The organism is Nonomuraea sp. NPDC049646 (assembly GCF_044465525.1).
Classification (GTDB): Bacteria; Actinomycetota; Actinomycetes; order Streptosporangiales; family Streptosporangiaceae; genus Nonomuraea.
The window spans coordinates 23,195-40,934 of sequence record NZ_JBITLU010000025.1; the positions used below are offsets into that span (position 1 = coordinate 23,195).

The window sequence follows — 17,740 nt, forward strand, 5'->3', positions numbered from 1 at the left end:
TTGAGCACTCACCGTCCGCTGCACGACGGCTGGACCCTCTCGGCCGTCTCGGAGGACGTCCGGATCACCGGCGTGCCCGCCGCCGTACCCGGCTGCGTGCACACCGACCTGCTGGCCGCGGGACTGATCGAGGACCCCTACCTCGACGACAACGAGGACCGGCTGGGGTGGATCGGCCGCACGGACTGGCTCTACCGGACCGAGTTCACCTGGGCCGGCGACGGGCACGAGCACACCGACCTGGTCTGCGCGGGGCTTGACACCGTAGCCACGATCACGCTCAACGGCGTCGAGGTGGGCGGCACGGCCAACCAGCACCGCTCCTACCGCTTCCCGGTGCGGCACCTGCTGGTCGAGGGGGTCAACACGCTCCAGGTGCGGTTCGCCTCGCCGTACGGCTACGCCGAGGCGAGACGGGCCGAGCTGGGCGAGCGGCCGGGGGCCTATGCCGAGCCGTACCAGTTCATCAGGAAGATGGCCTGCAACTTCGGCTGGGACTGGGGGCCCACGCTGGTCACCTCGGGCATCTGGCAGCCGATCGGGCTGGAGAGCTGGAGCGGGGCGCGGCTGGCGCAGGTCCGGCCGCTGGTGCACGGCGACGGCCGGGTCGAGGTGCACGTCGTCGTGGCGGGCGCGGGCACGGTCTGCGCCGAGGTGGCCGGGGTGACGGTCTTCGCCGAGGTCGCGGGGGAGGGCGTGCTGCGACTCCAGGTGCCCGAGCCGCGGCTGTGGTGGCCCCGCGGGTACGGCGAGCCGTACCGCTACGACCTGACCGTGCGCCTGGGCGAGCAGGTCGTGCGCAAGCGGATCGGCTTTCGCGACGTGCGCCTCGACCAGACCGGCGGCGCGTTCGCCCTCCAGGTCAACGGCACGCCGGTCGCGGTGCGCGGCGTCAACTGGATCCCCGACGACTGCTTCCCCTCCAGGCTGACGCGCGACCGGCTGGCCACCCGGCTGACCCAGGCCGTCGAGGCCAACGTCAACCTGGTGCGGGTCTGGGGCGGCGGCCGCTACGAGAGCGACGACTTCTACGACCTGACCGACGAGCTCGGCCTGCTGGTGTGGCAGGACTTCCCGTTCGCCTGCGCGGCCTACCCGGAGGAGGAGCCGTTCGCGAGCGAGGTCGAGGCCGAGGCGCGCGAGCAGGTGGCGCGGCTCAGCGCCCGGCCGAGCCTGGTGCTGTGGTGCGGCAACAACGAGAACATCGAGGGCCACGCGGACTGGGGCTGGCGGGAGAAGCTGGGCGAGCTGTCGTGGGGCGCCGGTTTCTACTTCGACCTGCTGCCCAAGGTGGTCGCCGAGCTCGACCCGACCCGCCCGTACTGGCCGGGCAGTCCCTACTCGGGCGCTCCGGAGCTGCCGCCGAACGACCCGGCGCGCGGCACGATCCACATCTGGGACGTCTGGAACCGCGAGGACTACACCCGCTACGCCACCTACCGGCCGCGCTTCGTCGCCGAGTTCGGCTTCCAGGGGCCGCCCACGTACGCGACGTTGCGCCAGGGCAGCACGCAGGAGCCGCCGGCCGGGCACCAGAAGGCGATCGACGGCGAGCAGAAGTTGCTGCGCGGCCTGGGCGAGCACCTGCCGCAGCCGCGCGACTCCGACGACTGGCACTATCTCACCCAGGTCAACCAGGCGCGCGCGGTCGCGTTCGGCATCGAGCACTTCCGCGCGCAACTGCCCGTCTGCATGGGCACGATCGTGTGGCAGCTCAACGACTGCTGGCCGGTCGTGTCGTGGGCGGCGGTGGACGGCGGCGGGCGGCGCAAGCCGCTGTGGTACGCGTTGCGCCGCGTCTACGCCGACCGGCTGCTCACCGTGCGTGAGGGCGAAGTCGTCGTGGTCAACGACTCGGCCGAGGTCTGGTCCGGCGAGCTGGAGCAACACCGGCTGACCCTCGACGGCCGGACGCTGGCCAAGGGCAGTGTCGCCGTCGAGGTGCCGGCGCGGTCCACGGCCGTGGTCCCGCTGCTCGACGGCCCGGACGCCGACCTGGTGGCGATCACCCTGGGTGAGCAGCGCAGGCTGCACTTCTTCGCCGAGGACCCCCGGGCCGGACTGCCGGCCGCCGCCTACGAGACGCGCGTGACGGCGGAGCCGGACGGGGTGGCGGTCACCGTCACCGCCCGGACCCTGCTGCGGGAACTGGCGCTCTTCCCCGACCGGCTCGACCCGGCGGCCACCGTGGACGAGCAGCTCGTCACGCTCCTGCCCGGCGAGTCGATCACCTTCCACGTGGCCACCGAACGCGAGCTGGACCCGGCCGCACTGGTCGGCCACCCGGTCCTGCGCTGCGTCAACGAGGCGAGACCATGACCGTGCCGGCGCTGGATCTCGGCGGCACCAAGTTCGCCGCGGCGGCCGTCTCGTCCGGGCCGCTCGACCCGGCCGCGGGCACCGTCAGCCCGGTCAACATCCCGAGCTGGCGGGACTTCCCGCTCGTCAAGACGGTGGAGGAGAGGCTGCCCGAGCGTGCGGCGCGCCTGGCCGGCGACGCCCAGTGCATGGCCCTGGGGGAGTGGTGGCGCGGCGGCTCCGGTACCGCACGCGCGATGCTCGGCCTGGTGGTCTCGACGGGCGTGGGCGGCGGCATCGTCCTGGACGGCCTGCCGTACACCGGGCCGACCGGCAACGCCGGGCACATCGGCCACCTCGCCGCGGACCCCGAGGGACCGCCCTGCCCGTGTGGCGCGACCGGCTGCGTCGAGCTCTACGCCAGCGGTCCCAACATGGCAGCCTGGGCCCGCGACCAGGGCTGGGACGGGCCTGACGCCAAGCACCTGGCGGCGGGCGCGGCGGCCGGGGACGTCATCGCCACCCGGGCCTTCGAACGCGCGGCGAGGGCGCTCGCCATCGGCATCCTCAGCTCAGCCGTCCTGCTGGACCTCGACCACGTCGTCATCGGAGGGCGTGGCCGCCGCAGGGCCGGCTCTGTTCGGCCCGCTCAGGCGGGCGGTGAAGGAGAACGCCGGATTCGGCTTCCTCCGCCGCCTGCGGGCGGAGCCCACGCGCCTGGGCCGCGACGCCGGACTGCTCGGGGGCGCCGCTCTCGTCCTGAACCCGCCAAGGAGCACACCATGAAACCCGCCGCCCCGACGGCAGGGAACTGGCAGACCGACGCCGGGACCGTCACGCCCGCGAGTGAACACGCCACCGACGGCACCCGCAGCCCGCGTGGAGGTGATGGGAAGTTCTGACAATGCCGTCCGCGCGGTTATTCTGCCGACGAATTCAGGCTCGGTGTGATCCGCGCTGGAGAAGAGGCTGAACTCAATGGTCGATATCCCGGAATTATCTGGTACTTGAAGGAGTCGGTGCAGATAGAAGCGGCAGTTGTCCTTCAGGGGACCCTTCTTTTCATGGGCGCGTCAGAGTCTGATTCGATGGCGATGCGTTTTGGGTCGAGCTTAATTTGGATCGCTCCAGAAGGGGCGCGCGAATATCGCATTGAATCAGCCTGGCCTCTTGAAACTTAACTGGTTAAGAATTTCACTGGAGGTATGAACGCCCACCCCCCTGTAGCACGCGGCCCCATCGTGTGGGCCGCGGTCATCGCTCTGGTCGTCGCGGGAGCCGGATTCCTCGCGCTTCGGCCCTCCGCGGCCGCCGCCGCTCCGCCCGGGTTCGCCTATCGCTGCGGCGTGCACTTCTGTCTCGACGGCAAGACCTTCTTCTTCGCCGGCGCCAACACCTACGACCTCTTCACGTACGGCAGCGCCTCGGGCGACACCGAGACGCAGTACATGGACAAGGCCCGCATCGACGCCCATTTCACCCGCCTTCAGGCGGACAAGGTGACCGTGCTGCGCACCTGGCTGTTCAACCACGAGAGCTGGCACGGCTTCGAAACCGAGAAAGGCGTCTACAACGAACAGCAGTTCGCCCTGTTCGACTACGTCATCGAGTCGGCCAAGCGGCACGGCGTCAAGCTGCTGCCCGTCTTCGAGAACTACTGGGAGGCCTACGGCGGCATCGACACCCGGCTCCGGTGGGAGGGCATGTCCGGTGGGCACCCCGGCCGCGCGGCCTTCTTCGACAAGACGCGCTGTGCCGGCTGCTTCACCTCCTACAAGAACTACGTCAGCTACGTGCTCAACCGGACCAACCACTACAGCGGCGTGAAGTACAAGGACGAGCCGGCCATCGTCGCCTGGGAGCTGATGAACGAGCCGCGCTACCAGGACGTCAGCCCCGAGGAGAACAAGTCCGGCCACACCCTGCGCAAGTGGGTCGACGAGATGGGCGCCTTCATCAAGGGCATCGACGCTAACCACCTGCTCGGCACCGGCCTGGAGGCGCACGAGACGCGGTTCGGCTTCGGCGGCGACGAGGGCAACCCCTTCGTCTACATCCACCAGTCGCCCTACATCGACTTCACCTCGGCGCACCCCTACCCGACCGAGGACTGGGCCGATCTGAGCATCGAGGAGACCCAGGCGCTGGTGCGCACCTGGATCCGCGAGTCGCACGACGTCATCGGCAAGCCGTTCTACCTGGGTGAGTTCAACGTGCACAACGTGGACCGCACGCAGTGGTGGAACGAGATCTTCCAGACCTTCGAGGCGGAGGGCGGTGACGGGACGGGGTTCTGGTGGTACCAGGACCGGCAGGTCGACGGCAAGTTCGGCGTCGCCCAGGGCGCTCCCGAACTGGCCGCCTTCCGCGCCCATTCCGACCGCCAGGCCGCCAGGAACGGCCCCGGCCCTTCGCCGACGGTCACCCCGACCGGGAGCCCGTCCCCGACGGTCACCCCGACGTCGAGCCCCACTCCCACGACCTCGGCTTGCACGGTCTCGTACGGGCTGTCCGACTGGGGGTCGAGCTTCAACGCCGAGGTGACGATCCGCAACAACAGCGCCGTTGCGATCAACGGCTGGACTTTGCGGTTCGCCTTCCCGGCCGCTCAGACGATCAACAGCGTCTGGAACGCCAAGGCCACGCAGTCGGGCCGGCAGGTCACCGCGACCAACGAATCCTGGACGGCGACCATCCCGGCCGGCGGCACGGTGAGCTTCGGCCTCAACGGTTCCTCGGCCCAGGGCACCAACGGCGTTCCCGCGACCTTCACCCTCAACGCCATCCCCTGTGCGGTGGCGAGGTAGACGTCGGGGATGCTGCCGCTTCCCTGGGGTCTTCACCGTCAACGCGAAGATCCCAGGGAGAGCGGCGCATGATGGGGTGGGTCGCCCAACGGCGGCAAGCCATCATGACGACGGAGCTCCTGGCAACCTGCGCATGATGGGGGGCAGACCAAGTACGAGAGAAAGGGGCAGCGACGCCTATGACCTGTGACGTTGCCCGTTCGATTTCGGCGTACGCGGTTTGACCGGGAGGCTCGCTGCTACAGGTACTGGCCCGCCTCGGCGCTGTCTGTCTTCGACACACGCGCCGACACCACGTTGGCGAGGTTGATGACTATGCCGTTCACGTCGGCTTCGCGATCATATCTCGCTCGCATCAACACCAGGCTGCGCCGCTCGTCCACAGCACGAGCGATCGCCGTCACCGCCTCCGGCTCTCCGTCGAAGTCCCCGCTGATCACGGAGACGTCTTCGCCGCTCATCAGGTGGAATCGAATGATCAGTGCGACATTCTCAGGCACGGCCGGCTCCTTTCACCAGTATCCGCATGGGGCCTGCCCAGGGTCGAACTCTGTAGGCAGTTGCCCTCCACATTCGCCTACCGTGGCGCGGACGTGGTGCCCTCCAGCCGGGCTGGGATACGGGAGTAAACAATCGCGGCACCCGCTCCGAACCGGTTTGTTGTTCTGGTCAGTGGTCGGTGATGAGCGCGTCCAGGGCGGCGGCCTTGTCGGCTTCGGTCGGCAGGGCGTAGCGGCGGGTGGTGTCCAGAGAGCCGTGGCCGAGGAGTTCGGCGACCAGGACGGGGTCTTTGCCGTCGCGGATGAGCTGGGTGGCGAAGGTGTGGCGCAGGACGTGCGGCCCGAAGGGCGTTGAGGACTCCCGTCGCGGCGGCGGCCACCTCCGCGTCGCCGGTGGAGCCGGCGGTGAAGGCGAGGACCGCGCCGGTGACGCCGTGCTCGCCGGCCAGCGCGTGGAGATCGGCCCGCAGATCGGGGAGCAGGTCGGGAAGGGCGGCGCTCATGCGGCGGCTCCGAAGGTCGGGTCGATGCGGTATCCGGCGGGCGGCTCGGCGCCGATCAGGTGGCGGGTGAGGAAGTCCCAGGTACGGCGCAGCACGTGCGCCTCCGCGTGCAGGTAGCCGTGGGCGGCGTTGGGCACCATGAGCATCTCGAAGTCGGCATCGGCCTCGACCAGCGCGTTGACCAGCCGCAGCGACAGGCCGGGATGGCAGTTGTCGTCCATCTCGCCGAAGATGATCAGCAGCTTGCCGGCGAGCGCGCCGGCGTGCGGCAGCATCGAGCCCGCGGCGTAGTCCTGCGGCGGCGGCCCCTGGTACGTCTCGCCCCAGACGGCGTAGTAGCCGTCGTGCTCGTAGTCGCCCGCCGAGGCGACGCCCACGTGGAAGAAGCCGGGATGGGTCAGCATCGCTCTGGCCGTGGCCGCGCCGCCGCCGGAGTGCCCGGTGATCCCCACCCGCTCCAGATCGAGGTAGGGCCGTTCGGCGGCGAGCTGCGTGATCGCCGCCACGTGGTCCTCCAGCCCGGCCGTCACCGCCGGGTCGCCGTACGAGACGTCCTGGAACGCCTTCCCCCGGTACGGCGTGCCGCGCCCGTCCAGCACCACGACGGCCATGCCGAGCGCGGCCAGCGACGGCGCGCCGCCCGCCGGATCGAGCAGCCACGGGTCGAGCGTGTAGCCGCGCAGGGTGGTGCGCAGTTGCCGGGTGATCTGCGGCCCGTTGTAGATCGAGTCGAGGACGGGATACCGCTTGCCCGGGTCGAAGTCGCCCGGCAGGAACAGCAGCCCGTGGACGTCGGTGACGCCGTCGGCGGCCTTGACGGTGAAGCGTTCGGGCGCCCGCCACCCGGCCTTCTCCAGCAGGCTGAGGTCGGCCTGCTCCAGCTCCATGACGAGCGCTCCGGCGGCGTCGCGCAGCACGGTGACGCTCGGCGTGCCGGGCGTGGCGTAGGTGTCGACGAGCCAGCGGCCGTCGGGGGAGACGTGGACCTGGTGGTCGGCGTCCTCGTGGGTGAGCACGGTGACCTCGCCCCCGTCCAGGTCCGCGCGGCACAGGCGGCGGTCGTAGGGGTTCGACCCGTGCCCGCCCGACAGGAACAGCACCTGCCTGGCCGTCCAGTCGACCTGAAGCAGCTCGCGGACGAGCCATTCCCCGGTGGTGACGGCGTTCGCGAGCTCGCCGCCCCGGTACAGGTACAGGTGGCCCCAGCCCGACCGGTCGGAGTACCACAGCACCTCCTCGCCGCGGGTGCGCACGAGGGGCGGGACGACGATCGTCGGGGCCGTTGCCACCACCGTCTCGGCGTGCTCCTCCAGGACGACCTCCGCGCGACCGGTCCTGGCGTCGACGCGGTGGAGTACGGCTCCCCGGTTGCCGCGGGTGCAGTGCAGCAGCCACAGCGTGTCGTCGTCCTCCCACCAGATCCGGTCGAGGTTGAGCGGGGCGTCGTGCGTGAACGGCAGCGGTCCGAGCGCGACGTCGACCCGCTCGCCCGTCTCCGCGTCGAAGATCGCGTGCGTGACCGTCGGCAGCGGGTCGCCGGGCATCTCGTAGTGCAGGGTGTGCGCCAGCGGACGGCCGCCGCCCGGGGGGCACGACTGCGTGATCGTCAGCGTGGGCACGTGCCGCTGGTCCACGCGGTGGGTGACGAACCGGCGGCCGTCGGGCGCCCAGGCCAGCAGCGGGGGCGTGGTCATGCCCTGCTGGGCGGCGACGATCGGCATCCGGTTCTGGTCGCTCGGCAGGCCGTAGGCGTGGCCGGGCTCGCCGTCGCGGGTGACGCGCGTACCGTTCACCAGCAGGTCGCCGGCCTCGCAGGTCACGGTGAAACGGCCGTCGGGCGAGGACTGGGCGCCGGTGAGCTCGGGCGGGAGCACCGGCTCGGCGGCCGGGGCCGGGCCCTCCACCCGTTCCTTCCGTTCGGGGAAGACCCTGACCTGGCGGGGGCCTTCGGGGGTGCTCACCAGGTACCAGAAGGAGTCCTCCTCCCAGACGGGCGTCACGGCCGAGCGGTGCACGAGCTTCGCCTCCCGCGAGACGTGCAGCGCCTCGGCGCGGCGATAGGCGTCGATCACTTGGCTTCTCCGATCGCGTGGTCGATGAGGGCGTCGAGATCGCCCATGAGGGTCTTGCGGATGGTCGCGATGAACCACGACCCGAGGACCGCGGGGACGAGCAGCAACAGCAGCGCGCCGCGCAGGTCGAGGAAGGCGGTCGCCAGGGCCAGCAGCCCGGCGCCCACCAGGCCGCCGGCCGCGATGATCAGACCGAGCGCGGCCATGGCGTGCGGACGGTCGGCGGGCCGTACGACCGAGAGGGCGCTGATGAACAGGCACGGCCCGATCACCGCGAGGAAGGCCTGGCCCAGCGCCAGCAGGGCCAGCATCACCCACAGCACGGGCACCACCGAGGACAGGGCGAACGCCGTGGCCGCCGCGGCCAGCGCCGCGCCCGACAGGGCCATGAACCGCGCCGGACCCGCCCGGTAGGCCGCCTCCGCCCTGGTCCCGAAGGCGGCCAGCGCCGCGATGGAGACCGCCGCGGCGGCGCCGGTGAACAGCCCGCGCTGGCCGGGCGTGAGCGCGTACTCCTGCTCCAGCAGGGTCGAGACCACCACCCCGTACGGCGCGGCCAGCGCCCCTACCGCGGTGAAGCCGACGCACATCCGGCGGACGGTCGGGATGCGCAGAGTCCGCGCGAACGCCGCCCGGAACCCGCCGAACTCCGCCGTCCCCGCGTCCGCGGCCGGTACGGCGCTGCCCGATCTGGCCTGGAGCTCGGCCACGTCCCAGCGGCCCAGCACGGGCTCGCGCAGCCGCAGCGCGTACAGGCAGGCCGCCAGCGACAGCCCGCCGAGCGTCGCGAACACCGCCCGCCAGTCCATGCCGAGCCACGACACCAGTCCCGCCACGACCAGCGGCGCGAGGACGCCGGCCAGCGGCGACGAGGCCGAGTACAGCGACATGACCCGCATGCGGGCGGGCGGCGGGTAGGCGTCCACGAGAAGCGGCGGATGCAGCACCGCCACCGTGCCGGTGGTGGCCCCGTTGACCAGCATCAGCACGGCCAGCGAGACAGGGCCGGCCACCGACCCGGTGAACAGCGTGGTCAGGCTCCAGGCGAACCCGGTGCCCACCGCCAGCCGCACCCGATGGGGGTGGCGGCGCAGCAGGGCCGCCACCGCGAACGGGGCGAGCCCCGTCGCAACGCCCTGAGCGGCGACGATCCCCGACAGCGAGCCCGCGTCCATCCCGAGCGAGGCGGCGATCTCGGGCGCGAGCACGCCGAACACCTGGGTCTGGAAGTTGTCCACCACGGCCAGCACGGTCAGCGCGACCAGGAACGACAGGCCGACGCCGTGCTCCCTGAGCGTGCGCAGCAGGGGAGCGGCGTCGCCCTCCTTGCCGGTGACGCCCAGGATCGCGCGAGCGTCCTGCCTGGTCAGGGAGGCGTGTTCGCCTGGAAGATCGTTCACGCATCGAGGATCACGCGGCAGGGCAGGCCCGCACGAGCGCCGAACGGGGGCTGTCCCGTGGGGATCGTAGGCGCCGGCATCCTACTTTCGTCGGATCCGGCCGGCCTGCGCGGATCGGTAGCGTGGCGGTATGAACGCGCGGGTCAGAAGGCTGTCGGGGGACGTCGCGCTCGCCACGGCCGTGGGCGTGGTGGGCGTCGGCAGCGATCTGGCCATCAGCGGCGCGGTGCCGATGGCGCTGGTGCCCGACGTGCCCTGGCAGGGGGTGTGGGTGCAGGCCGTGGCCGCGGTCGCGCTGCTCGGCCGGCGGCGCTTCCCCCTCGCCGTCGCGCTGGCGATGATCCCGCTCGGCTTCGTCGAGGTGCCGGTGGCGATGCCGTTCGCGCTGTACTCGCTCGGCGCCCACCGCGGCGACCGGCGGCTGCTCGTGGCGGTGGCCGGGCTGGCGCTGGTCGTCCTGAGCCACCTGTGGGAGGCGCCCGACCTCGCCACGGCCCTGAACCTCGTCGCGATCTGCGGCCTGGTGGTGATCCCCGCGACGCTGCTCGGCCTCTACGCCGACAGCCAGCGGCGGCTCAACACCGCGCTCGCCGAACGCGCCGAACGCGCCGAACGCGAGCAGCGGTTGCTGGTCGAGCAGGCCAGGCTGGAGGAACGCACGCGGCTGGCCCGCGAGATGCACGACGTGGTCACCCACCACGTCAGCCTGATGGTGCTGCAGGCCGGCTCGCTGCGGATGGCCGCGCCCACGCCCGAGGTGCGTGCGGCCGCCGAGGAGCTGCGCGCCACCGGCCGGCGCGCGCTCGGCGAGCTGCGCGAGGTTGTCGGGGTGCTGCACGACCGGCAACCGGCCGATCTCGCCCCGCCGCCGACGCTGCTCGACGTCTCCCGCCTGGTCGCCGAGTCGGGGCTGCCGGTGTCGCTGAGCCAGGACGAGCGGATCGAGCTGTCGGCGCCGCTCGGCCGTACCGCCTACCGGGTGGTGCAGGAGGCGCTGACCAACGTGCGCAAGCACGCGCCGGGCGCGCCGGTCTCCGTCCGGCTGAGCCCTCGGGACGGCGGGGTCCGCGTCGAGGTGCGCAACCATCCGGCCGACCCGGCGCGCGCCGAGCCGATGCGCCTGGGCCTGCCGTCGTCCGGCACCGGGCTGCTCGGCCTGCGGCAGCGGGTGGAACTGGTCGGCGGCGCGTTCGCCGCCGGGCCGACCGAGACGGGAGGATTCGAGGTGCTGGCGACACTGCCGTCCAGACTGCCCGGACAACTGCCCGGACAACTGCTCGGAAGGGGGAGGGGAAGCGCCCGATGATCAGGGTCCTGCTCGTGGACGACGAGCGGATGGTCTGCGCCCACCTGCGAGCGATCCTGTCCCGCGCCACCGACATCGAGGTGGTCGGCGAGGCGCACGACGGCGCCGAGGCCGTCGAGGCGATCGTCCGGCTGGCGCCGGACGTCGTGCTGATGGACATCAGGATGCCCGGCGTCGACGGCCTGACGGCGACCGAGCGCGCCTGCCGGCTGCCGCGCCCACCGAAGATCATCATCCTGACCACGTTCGACCTCGACGAGTACGCGGTCCGGGCGCTGCGCGCGGGCGCGGTGGGCTTCCTGCTCAAGGACACCGACCCCGAGGACATGACCGGCATCGTCAGGGTCGCCGCCGACGGGCACGCCGTCGTCTCGCCCGAGCTGACCAGGCGGCTGGTGGCGGCCTTCGCCCCCGCCGAGCCCGCGAGGCAGGCCGCCAGGCGACTGGTCGACAGCCTGACCGAGCGCGAGACCGAGGTGCTGGTCTGCCTGGCCGAAGGGCTGTCCAACTCCCAGACGGGCAGCAGGCTCTACCTCAGCGAGACGACGGTCAAGGGCTATGTGTCACGGCTGCTCGGCAAGCTCGGCTGCGCCAACCGCACCCAGGCCGCGCTGCTGGCCCACGACGCCGGGCTGGTCGGCCGGGCCTGAGCCCGCGACGCCGGGCTGTTCGGGCGAGCCGGAGCCCGCGACGCCGGGCCGGTCGGCCGGGCCTGGGCTCAGGCGATGCGGCGGGCGGCGAAGCCGCCGTTGAGCAGGCGTACCGCCCGGCCGTCCTGGACCACGAACGCCAGATCCCAGCCCCGCCCGCCCGACAGGTCCTGCTCGGGCAGGAACCGGTGCTCGTCCAGCGGCAGCAGCGCCACCGGCGGGCTGACGGCGCCCGAGGCCACGTCCTCCAGCGTGATCGTCAGCACCCCGTCCACCGAGGTCACCTCGTAGCGCAGGTCGCAGGCGGCGTACCGGCCCTCGTACGGGCCCGCGTCGGCGGTGAGCCGCGTCGCCGGCTCCACGTCCACGGGACCGGCTCCCAGGAGCTCGCGGGTCACGGCGGCCGCCAGCGGGTATCCCGCGTGCGGGCTGTTGCACACCACCGCGACGATCACGCCGGTGGACGGCACCCACAGCAGCGTCGAGGAGCCGCCCAGGTTCGTCCCGCTGTGACCGAGCACGGTCGTTCCCCCGAGATCGCGCTGGTAGGGCCCCAGGCACCAGCGGTCGGCGAACCTCCTGGTCGGCAGCGACACCTGCGGCGCCTGCATGGCGGCGCACGCCTCCGCCGACAGCACACCGGCCCCCGCCCGTACGAACAGCTCGCCGAACCTGACCAGATCGGCGGCCGTGGAGCACAACGTGCTCCCCGCGGGCCCCGAGGCGCGCGAGAACGTCCACGGCCGCACCACCGACCCGTCGGGCGCGTGCCCGACCGCGACCCGGTGGTACGGCAGCTCCTCCCACGACGTCAGGCTCTCGCGCAGCCCCAGCGGCTCGAACACCCTGCGCCGCAACGCCTCGTCCCAGCTCGACCCGGTCAGTCGCGCCACCAGCGCGCCCGAGACGACGGTGGAGGCGTTGCTGTAGGAGTAGCCCTCACCCGGGGCGAACAGCATCGGCATGCCGGACAGCGTCGCCAGGTAGTCGGCCGGGTCGTCGTAGAACCCGTTGTCGATCCCGCTGGTCATGGACAGCAGGTGACGGGCCGTCACCGACTCGGTGGCGGCGGCGTCGGACAGCCGCAGCTCCGGCAGCCGGCGTACGACCGGCGCGTCCAGGTCCAGCACGCCCTCGTCGACCAGCGTCATCACCAGCACCGCGGTGTGCAGCTTGGTCGTCGAACCGATCTGGATCAGCGTGCGGGGGTCCATCGGCGTGCCCAGCTCGGCGTTGGCGACCCCGGTGGCGGTCTCACGCAACTCGCCGTCGGCGAGCACGGCGACCTGCGCGCCGGTGACACCCAGGCGGCGAGCGGCCTCGGTCAGCATCTCTTCCATGGCGACCGAGTCTCGGCCGCCCTCCCGTGCCCGATCAAGGAGATGGCGGGCGAAGCCGACCTTCGGCACGGCAGGACCGTACTTTGGTGGGCGTTCGAGCGCGGCGGCCGGGACGGTCAGCTGGGCTGGCCGGTGGGCATGGTGGTGACCTGCTGGAGGTTCGCCCGGGGCGGCAGGCTCGCGATGAACCCGAACGCCCTGGCGGAGTCGGCCTTCTACGCGGCGCGCGGCGTTCGCCCGCCGGCTCTGGTGGTGGAGGCGTCCGAGGTGGGGGTCATGATCAGGCGGCTCGTCGCCGCCACCCGCCGGGAGCTGCTGACCTTCGAGGACCCCTCGGGCTGCGTGAGCCAGGGCGTCCCGGAGCGCCTGCTCGCGAACGCGGCCGGCTGGATGCGCCTGGCGGGCGCCGCGGTCACCGCCGTACGCCAGATCACCTCTCCGCACGTCCGGAGCGGCCACTCGCGCGGGGGCCGCAACAGGGCCCGGCCGTGCCGGACCGCATCGAGCAGCCGGTCGAGGCGGCCGGACCGCCTCGGAGCGGCGTCGCCGGTGACAAGGCCAGACACGCGGCGCCGCATTCGACCATGCTGTGCTGGAGTACAACGGGAACACGCATGGAGCGGCAGTCTCCGCCACGCCCCTTCGAACCGGGTTGTAACCGCTTGGAACGCCTGCCAAGCGATCCTCATCCGGCCATCGCGGACGTCAGGGACGCCCCGCTCGGCCGGGCGTTTCGCTGCTCCTCGCGCGCCGCTTCGAAGAGACTTCGTGGTCTGGATCAGGCCCAGCCCGGTGAAGATCAGGCCGACGACCACGCCGAGCGAGGTGATGATCTGGAGGGTGGTGAGCACTGCCTGGTTCTGCTGGGCGCGGGTGGAGTTGTGCGGCTCAGCCCGCCGCTCGGCGGGTAAGGCGGCGAACTCGCCGGGCGTGCGACCCCACGTGGCGGACCTGCGCGGGCCCCGCTTGGCGGGCGGTGGGTCGGTCTGGCGGCGCGAGGTGCACCGGCCGCCCCCGGTCCGCCGCTTCTAGGCTGAGCCGGCGGACGGAAGCGCGAACCGTACGGCGGTCAGCCGTTCCGACAGCTCCCACAGTCGGCGGCCGGTCTCGGCGTCGGCGGCGGCCGGGGACAGCTGCACCCGTTTCGGCGCGCCGCGCAGCTCGGCCAGTCCGTCCGGCCCGTAGAACTGCCCGTCGGCGGCGTCCGGCGCGGTCGCCGCGTACAGCTGGGGCAGTGCGCCCTGGTCCGGGGACTGGGCGAGCGGGGCGAGGACGCGGCCGTACAGCAGTTTCACCATGCCGACCGGCGCGCTGGTCTGCAGGTTCGTGGCGGTGTAGCCGGGGTGGGCGAGCATGCTGCGCACCGGGCTGCCCGCCGCGGCCAGCCTGCGGTGCAGCTCCCGGCCGAAGACGGCGTTGGCGAACTTCGACTGGTTGTAATACGCCATGGGCGCGTACGTACGCTCGCCGGACAGGTCGTCGTAGAACAGCCGCCCCTGCCGGTGGTTGGCGGAGCTGACCGTGACCACGCGGGGGTCGTCGCCCTCGGCCAGGAGGTCGAGCAGCAGGCCGGTGAGGGCGAAGTGGGCCAGGTGATTGACCGCGAACTGCAACTCGTGGCCCTGCGCGCTGAGCGTCCGGGGCGGCGCCATCACGCCGGCGTTGTTGAGCAGCACGTCCAGCCGTGCGTGGTCGGAGCGCAACCCGTCGGCGAAGGCGCGGACCGAGTCCAGGTCGGCCAGGTCCAGCCGGCGCACCTCCAGGTGGGCGCCCGGGTGCTCGGCGGTGATCCTCCCGACCGTCCGGCGGGCCTTGGCATCGTCGCGTACCGCGAGGATGACGTGCGCGTTCTTGCGGGCGAGCGCCCGGGTGGTCGCCAGGCCGAGGCCGCTGGTGGCGCCGGTGACGACGAACACCCGCTTGGTCTGGTCGGGAATGTGCCCGGTGGTCCAGGACTCCTGCTTGGTCATGCGGCACACGTTGCCCTCAATGGCACTGAGTGTCAAGCTCGCGTCTTAGTGTCAATGGTGTGTACCATGGGCTCGTGCCGCACCCCGAAGTGAGCCTGGCCCAGCGCAAACGCCAACTCGTCGCGGACGAGCTGACCCGGGCGGCGCTGAATCTGCTGACCCGGAAGGGGTTCGACGCGGTCACGGTCGACGAGATCGTGGCCGCCGCGGGCGTCTCCAGGCGGACGTTCTTTCGCTATTTCGCCTCGAAGGAAGACGTGGTCGTCCAGTTCTTGGCCGAGCTGGGCGACGGCATGCGCGCGGAGCTGGCGGCCCGGCCGGCCGAGGAACCGCCCTCGGTCGCGCTGCGGCACGCCGTCCGGGTCTCCGTCGACGCCTGCGCCGGCCACGCCGACCGGGCGCTGCGCGTCGTGCAGCTGATCCTGGGCACGCCCGCCCTCCTCGCCCGCTTCCTGGAGCGCCAGGCGCAGTGGCGCGACGACCTGGCGGCCGAGCTGGCCCGCCGGCTGGACCTCTCCCTGGAGCGACATCTCTACCCGCGACTGGCCGCCGGGACGGCGCTGACCGCCTTCGACGCCGTGCTGCAGCGGTGGAGCGAGAGCGACGGCGTCGAAGGCCCGGCCGCCTTGATGGACCAGGCCTTCGCCGTCATCGCGCCGGCACTGGACGCCGTCGTGCCGGAAGGGCTTGGGTAGCAGGCCGGGCCGGCCGGGGCCGCTCGTGGGACCGCTCCTCGTGATCGGGTGGTCGCTGACCGATCTTGCCTGAGCCGGCACCTTAGGCCGATCTGCAGGTCAAGCCCCCCTGCGACGACTTTGAAGCAGCACAGGAGGCCGCGGCCGCCGCGCGGCTGCAGGCCCACGCCGAAGTGGAGCTGCGCCAGGCCGGCACCGAGCGCGATCTCCAGCGCGAGCGCGCCGTGGCCGCCGAACAGCAAGCTCACACCGCCCGGGCCGCAAGTGAGCGCGAGGCCGAACAGGTGCGGGAACTACGCGACCGGCTGGCCGCCGCCCAGACAGCCGCCTGGCCGGTGCTGCCCGAACCGGCCGCCCTTACCGCGCCGTGGCCGCAGGCCTGCTCGCCATCTCCTCACCTACATGCATGACGTGCAAGGAGAGCGCCCCAGGGGCGCGATATGGGAGGAAGTGCCCAAACTCGACCTGGCGGTCGATCTTGAGGGTCCTGGCGGCCTCGGTGACCGCGCGGCGGCGCTGCGGTGACGGCGCCCTTTGAGCTCGTGCCCGGCCCCGATCCCGCAGACACTGTCCGCTTAACCTGCAGATACAGGGCGCCTCATACACCGCATCCGTGGACGCGACCCTGCTGAAGCCCACAGCGTGACCGTCGTCGTGCGAAAGCCTGAGGTGATGCAGCAGTCGTCCACTGCTTCCGGCGCGCTGCGGCCCATTCGTGGAACTTCGGCAGCGCGCGCGACTCCGATGGGCCGGCCCGTACGATGCGACTCCGGGCTGGAGCTGCCCGGCCAGGGACGGATCGACACGATGGGCGGCCCCATCGACACCCTGATCGTCTCGGGCGGCCAGGGGCATGAGACCGCCGCCGCCAACCCTCGGTTCGTGAGTCAGGTCATGCGGCTCGCCGGGCTGTCGCGGCGGGTCGCGTCCGTGTGCACGGGGGCGACCGTGCTGGCCGCGGCCGGGTTGCTCGACAACCGCCGGGCCACCACGCACTGGTACGAGGCCGGACGGCTGGCCGCCCGATTCCCGCACGTACGGGTGCTGTTCGAGACCGCCTACGTCTGCGGCGCGCGCGCCTCCGAGGTCTGCGGTCTCTACGTGGAGGATCTCGACGCATGGACGACGAACGCGTCCGCATCCATGGCAAGGGCGGCAGTTCCGGGCCAGCGTCAACGGCCGCGGCGGACCGCTGTCCTACGACGCCGCCCACCACCGCCGGCAGACCTACTGCACCGCCGCGCACGTCGAGATCGACATTCACCAGCTGCGCCACGCCCACGCCACCGAACTCATCAACGAGCCAAGGAAAGCTTGCAACCAAGAACAGCCTCAGCTCTCTGCACTCAAGATCTTTCTCAGCGCCAGCGGCCGTCCACCGGTTCCTCAACCGCGGGCACGGCCCGGCCATGGAGTGGCAGGAGAACGTGGTGCTGGTCGGGAGCGCGGCAGGAGCGGGCGACCGGCTGAGCGTACGGGTCGAGCGGGCGCTGAACGACCGGAGCCTGCCGGGCGACCGCCGCGAGCGCGGCCGCTCGTTCCTCGACCAGGGCCGGATGCTCAGGAAGCGGCCGGCGGCCGAGGCGTGCCGGCCCGTGCCCCGCGTCCGCCGTCCTCCTGCCTGACCTCGGGCGCCGGGGTGATGCGCCGTACCACCACGCCGAGCAGCCATTCCGCCGGCACGTAGCCGAAGTGCCGCGAGTCGCGCGAGGCCGCCGCGTTGTCGCCGAGCACGACCAGGCATCCGTCGGGCACGACCCGACCGGGAGCGTGCGGCAAGGAGGCGATCTCGCGGGGAACCGGGTCACCAGCCACGGCGGTCACGCGCTTGACCACCCGGAACGGCTCGTCCGCGGGTTCCCGCGCCGCGACGGGCCGTCCGGCCGGCTTCCGGCCGTTCACCGGTCGGTCCGACGGCGCGCGGGGGTCGGGGGTGAGCGCGGCCTCGGCCGCCATCTCCGGCCACATCTCCGTGAGGCTGCCGACGAGCAGCACCACCCGGCCGCGCCGGACCGCGTCCAGGGACGCCCGCCGGACCAGCACCCGGTCGCCGTCGCGGAACGCCGGCTCCATGCTCACGCCCGTCACCGTGATGACGAGGTAGCGACGGCGCAGCCGGACGGCGACCGCGGCCGACGCCCCGAGGACGCACCCCGCCGCCGCCAGCAGTGCCAGGACGGGTCTCAACGGCGTTCCCCT

At 72.2% G+C, this 17,740-nt stretch carries 17 protein-coding genes; 9 read left to right on the forward strand and 8 right to left on the reverse strand.

Annotated elements, in window-relative coordinates; all coding sequences use genetic code 11:
• The 3 genes from ACIBQ8_RS46005 to ACIBQ8_RS46015 all read left to right on the forward strand — a co-directional run bounded on the left by ACIBQ8_RS46005 (position 1) and on the right by ACIBQ8_RS46015 (position 5,105).
• Positions 1-2,319: a glycosyl hydrolase 2 galactose-binding domain-containing protein gene (locus tag ACIBQ8_RS46005; protein WP_397195280.1), complete on the forward strand. Its 2,319-nt coding sequence runs from the start codon at positions 1-3 to the stop codon at positions 2,317-2,319.
• Positions 2,316-3,200, forward strand: a complete 885-nt coding sequence (locus ACIBQ8_RS46010) for an ROK family protein (RefSeq protein ID WP_397195281.1) — start codon at positions 2,316-2,318, stop codon at positions 3,198-3,200. The genes ACIBQ8_RS46005 and ACIBQ8_RS46010 overlap by 4 nt, the downstream gene beginning before the upstream one ends.
• A gap of 303 nt (positions 3,201-3,503) precedes the next feature.
• Positions 3,504-5,105 (forward strand): cellulose binding domain-containing protein, encoded by a 1,602-nt coding sequence (locus tag ACIBQ8_RS46015; RefSeq protein WP_397195282.1) that lies wholly within the window; start codon positions 3,504-3,506, stop codon positions 5,103-5,105.
• Positions 5,106-5,344: 239 nt separating this feature from the next.
• Here ACIBQ8_RS46015 and ACIBQ8_RS46020 read toward each other — a convergent pair whose 3' ends face one another.
• From ACIBQ8_RS46020 to ACIBQ8_RS46035, 4 genes are all read right to left on the reverse strand, one after another.
• The gene (locus ACIBQ8_RS46020; RefSeq protein WP_378789034.1) at positions 5,345-5,605 is read right to left on the reverse strand and encodes a hypothetical protein; all 261 of its coding nucleotides are present in this window, start codon (positions 5,603-5,605) and stop codon (positions 5,345-5,347) included.
• Positions 5,606-5,774: 169 nt separating this feature from the next.
• Complete coding sequence (locus tag ACIBQ8_RS46025) at positions 5,775-6,077, reverse strand: tyrosine-type recombinase/integrase (RefSeq protein WP_397195334.1); 303 nt, start codon at positions 6,075-6,077, stop codon at positions 5,775-5,777.
• A gap of 27 nt (positions 6,078-6,104) precedes the next feature.
• Positions 6,105-8,180: a DPP IV N-terminal domain-containing protein gene (locus ACIBQ8_RS46030; RefSeq protein ID WP_397169388.1), complete on the reverse strand. Its 2,076-nt coding sequence runs from the start codon at positions 8,178-8,180 to the stop codon at positions 6,105-6,107.
• Positions 8,177-9,580 carry an MFS transporter gene (locus ACIBQ8_RS46035; RefSeq protein WP_397195283.1) on the reverse strand — a complete coding sequence of 468 codons (1,404 nt, stop codon included), beginning with the start codon at positions 9,578-9,580 and terminating at the stop codon, positions 8,177-8,179. The genes ACIBQ8_RS46030 and ACIBQ8_RS46035 overlap by 4 nt, the downstream gene beginning before the upstream one ends.
• A 130-nt stretch (positions 9,581-9,710) precedes the next feature.
• Between ACIBQ8_RS46035 and ACIBQ8_RS46040 the strand changes: the two genes are divergently transcribed.
• Both ACIBQ8_RS46040 and ACIBQ8_RS46045 read left to right on the forward strand, forming a co-directional pair.
• Complete coding sequence (locus ACIBQ8_RS46040) at positions 9,711-10,886, forward strand: sensor histidine kinase (RefSeq protein WP_397195284.1); 1,176 nt, start codon at positions 9,711-9,713, stop codon at positions 10,884-10,886.
• A complete protein-coding gene (locus ACIBQ8_RS46045; RefSeq protein WP_397169384.1) occupies positions 10,883-11,536 on the forward strand; it encodes a response regulator in 654 nt (217 codons plus the stop codon). Before ACIBQ8_RS46040 ends, ACIBQ8_RS46045 begins: the two co-directional genes overlap by 4 nt.
• A gap of 68 nt (positions 11,537-11,604) precedes the next feature.
• Here ACIBQ8_RS46045 and ACIBQ8_RS46050 read toward each other — a convergent pair whose 3' ends face one another.
• Both ACIBQ8_RS46050 and ACIBQ8_RS46055 read right to left on the reverse strand, forming a co-directional pair.
• On the reverse strand, positions 11,605-12,876 hold the full coding sequence (locus tag ACIBQ8_RS46050) for a serine hydrolase domain-containing protein (RefSeq protein ID WP_397195285.1): 1,272 nt from the start codon (positions 12,874-12,876) through the stop codon (positions 11,605-11,607).
• Between the two features lie 215 nt (positions 12,877-13,091).
• Positions 13,092-13,442, reverse strand: coding sequence for a hypothetical protein (locus tag ACIBQ8_RS46055; RefSeq protein WP_397169381.1), 351 nt, complete (start codon positions 13,440-13,442; stop codon positions 13,092-13,094).
• A gap of 202 nt (positions 13,443-13,644) precedes the next feature.
• On the opposite strand from ACIBQ8_RS46055, the gene ACIBQ8_RS46060 reads away from it, so the two are divergent.
• Positions 13,645-13,908, forward strand: coding sequence for a hypothetical protein (locus ACIBQ8_RS46060; RefSeq protein ID WP_397169379.1), 264 nt, complete (start codon positions 13,645-13,647; stop codon positions 13,906-13,908).
• Here the strand turns inward: ACIBQ8_RS46060 and ACIBQ8_RS46065 are convergent.
• The gene (locus ACIBQ8_RS46065) at positions 13,905-14,846 is read right to left on the reverse strand and encodes an oxidoreductase (protein WP_397169378.1); all 942 of its coding nucleotides are present in this window, start codon (positions 14,844-14,846) and stop codon (positions 13,905-13,907) included. The two genes, ACIBQ8_RS46060 and ACIBQ8_RS46065, sit on opposite strands and share 4 nt — an antisense overlap.
• Before the next feature lie 74 nt (positions 14,847-14,920).
• Between ACIBQ8_RS46065 and ACIBQ8_RS46070 the strand changes: the two genes are divergently transcribed.
• The 3 genes from ACIBQ8_RS46070 to ACIBQ8_RS46080 all read left to right on the forward strand — a co-directional run bounded on the left by ACIBQ8_RS46070 (position 14,921) and on the right by ACIBQ8_RS46080 (position 17,166).
• Positions 14,921-15,541 (forward strand): TetR family transcriptional regulator, encoded by a 621-nt coding sequence (locus ACIBQ8_RS46070; RefSeq protein WP_397195286.1) that lies wholly within the window; start codon positions 14,921-14,923, stop codon positions 15,539-15,541.
• 744 nt (positions 15,542-16,285) lie between these two features.
• On the forward strand, positions 16,286-17,011 hold the full coding sequence (locus ACIBQ8_RS46075; protein ID WP_397195335.1) for a DJ-1/PfpI family protein: 726 nt from the start codon (positions 16,286-16,288) through the stop codon (positions 17,009-17,011).
• Positions 16,951-17,166: a hypothetical protein gene (locus ACIBQ8_RS46080; RefSeq protein ID WP_397169438.1), complete on the forward strand. Its 216-nt coding sequence runs from the start codon at positions 16,951-16,953 to the stop codon at positions 17,164-17,166. The genes ACIBQ8_RS46075 and ACIBQ8_RS46080 overlap by 61 nt, the downstream gene beginning before the upstream one ends.
• Here ACIBQ8_RS46080 and ACIBQ8_RS46085 read toward each other — a convergent pair.
• Positions 17,102-17,728, reverse strand: coding sequence for a S26 family signal peptidase (locus tag ACIBQ8_RS46085; RefSeq protein WP_397169373.1), 627 nt, complete (start codon positions 17,726-17,728; stop codon positions 17,102-17,104). The genes ACIBQ8_RS46080 and ACIBQ8_RS46085 overlap by 65 nt on opposite strands.
• Positions 17,729-17,740 lie beyond the last annotated feature (12 nt).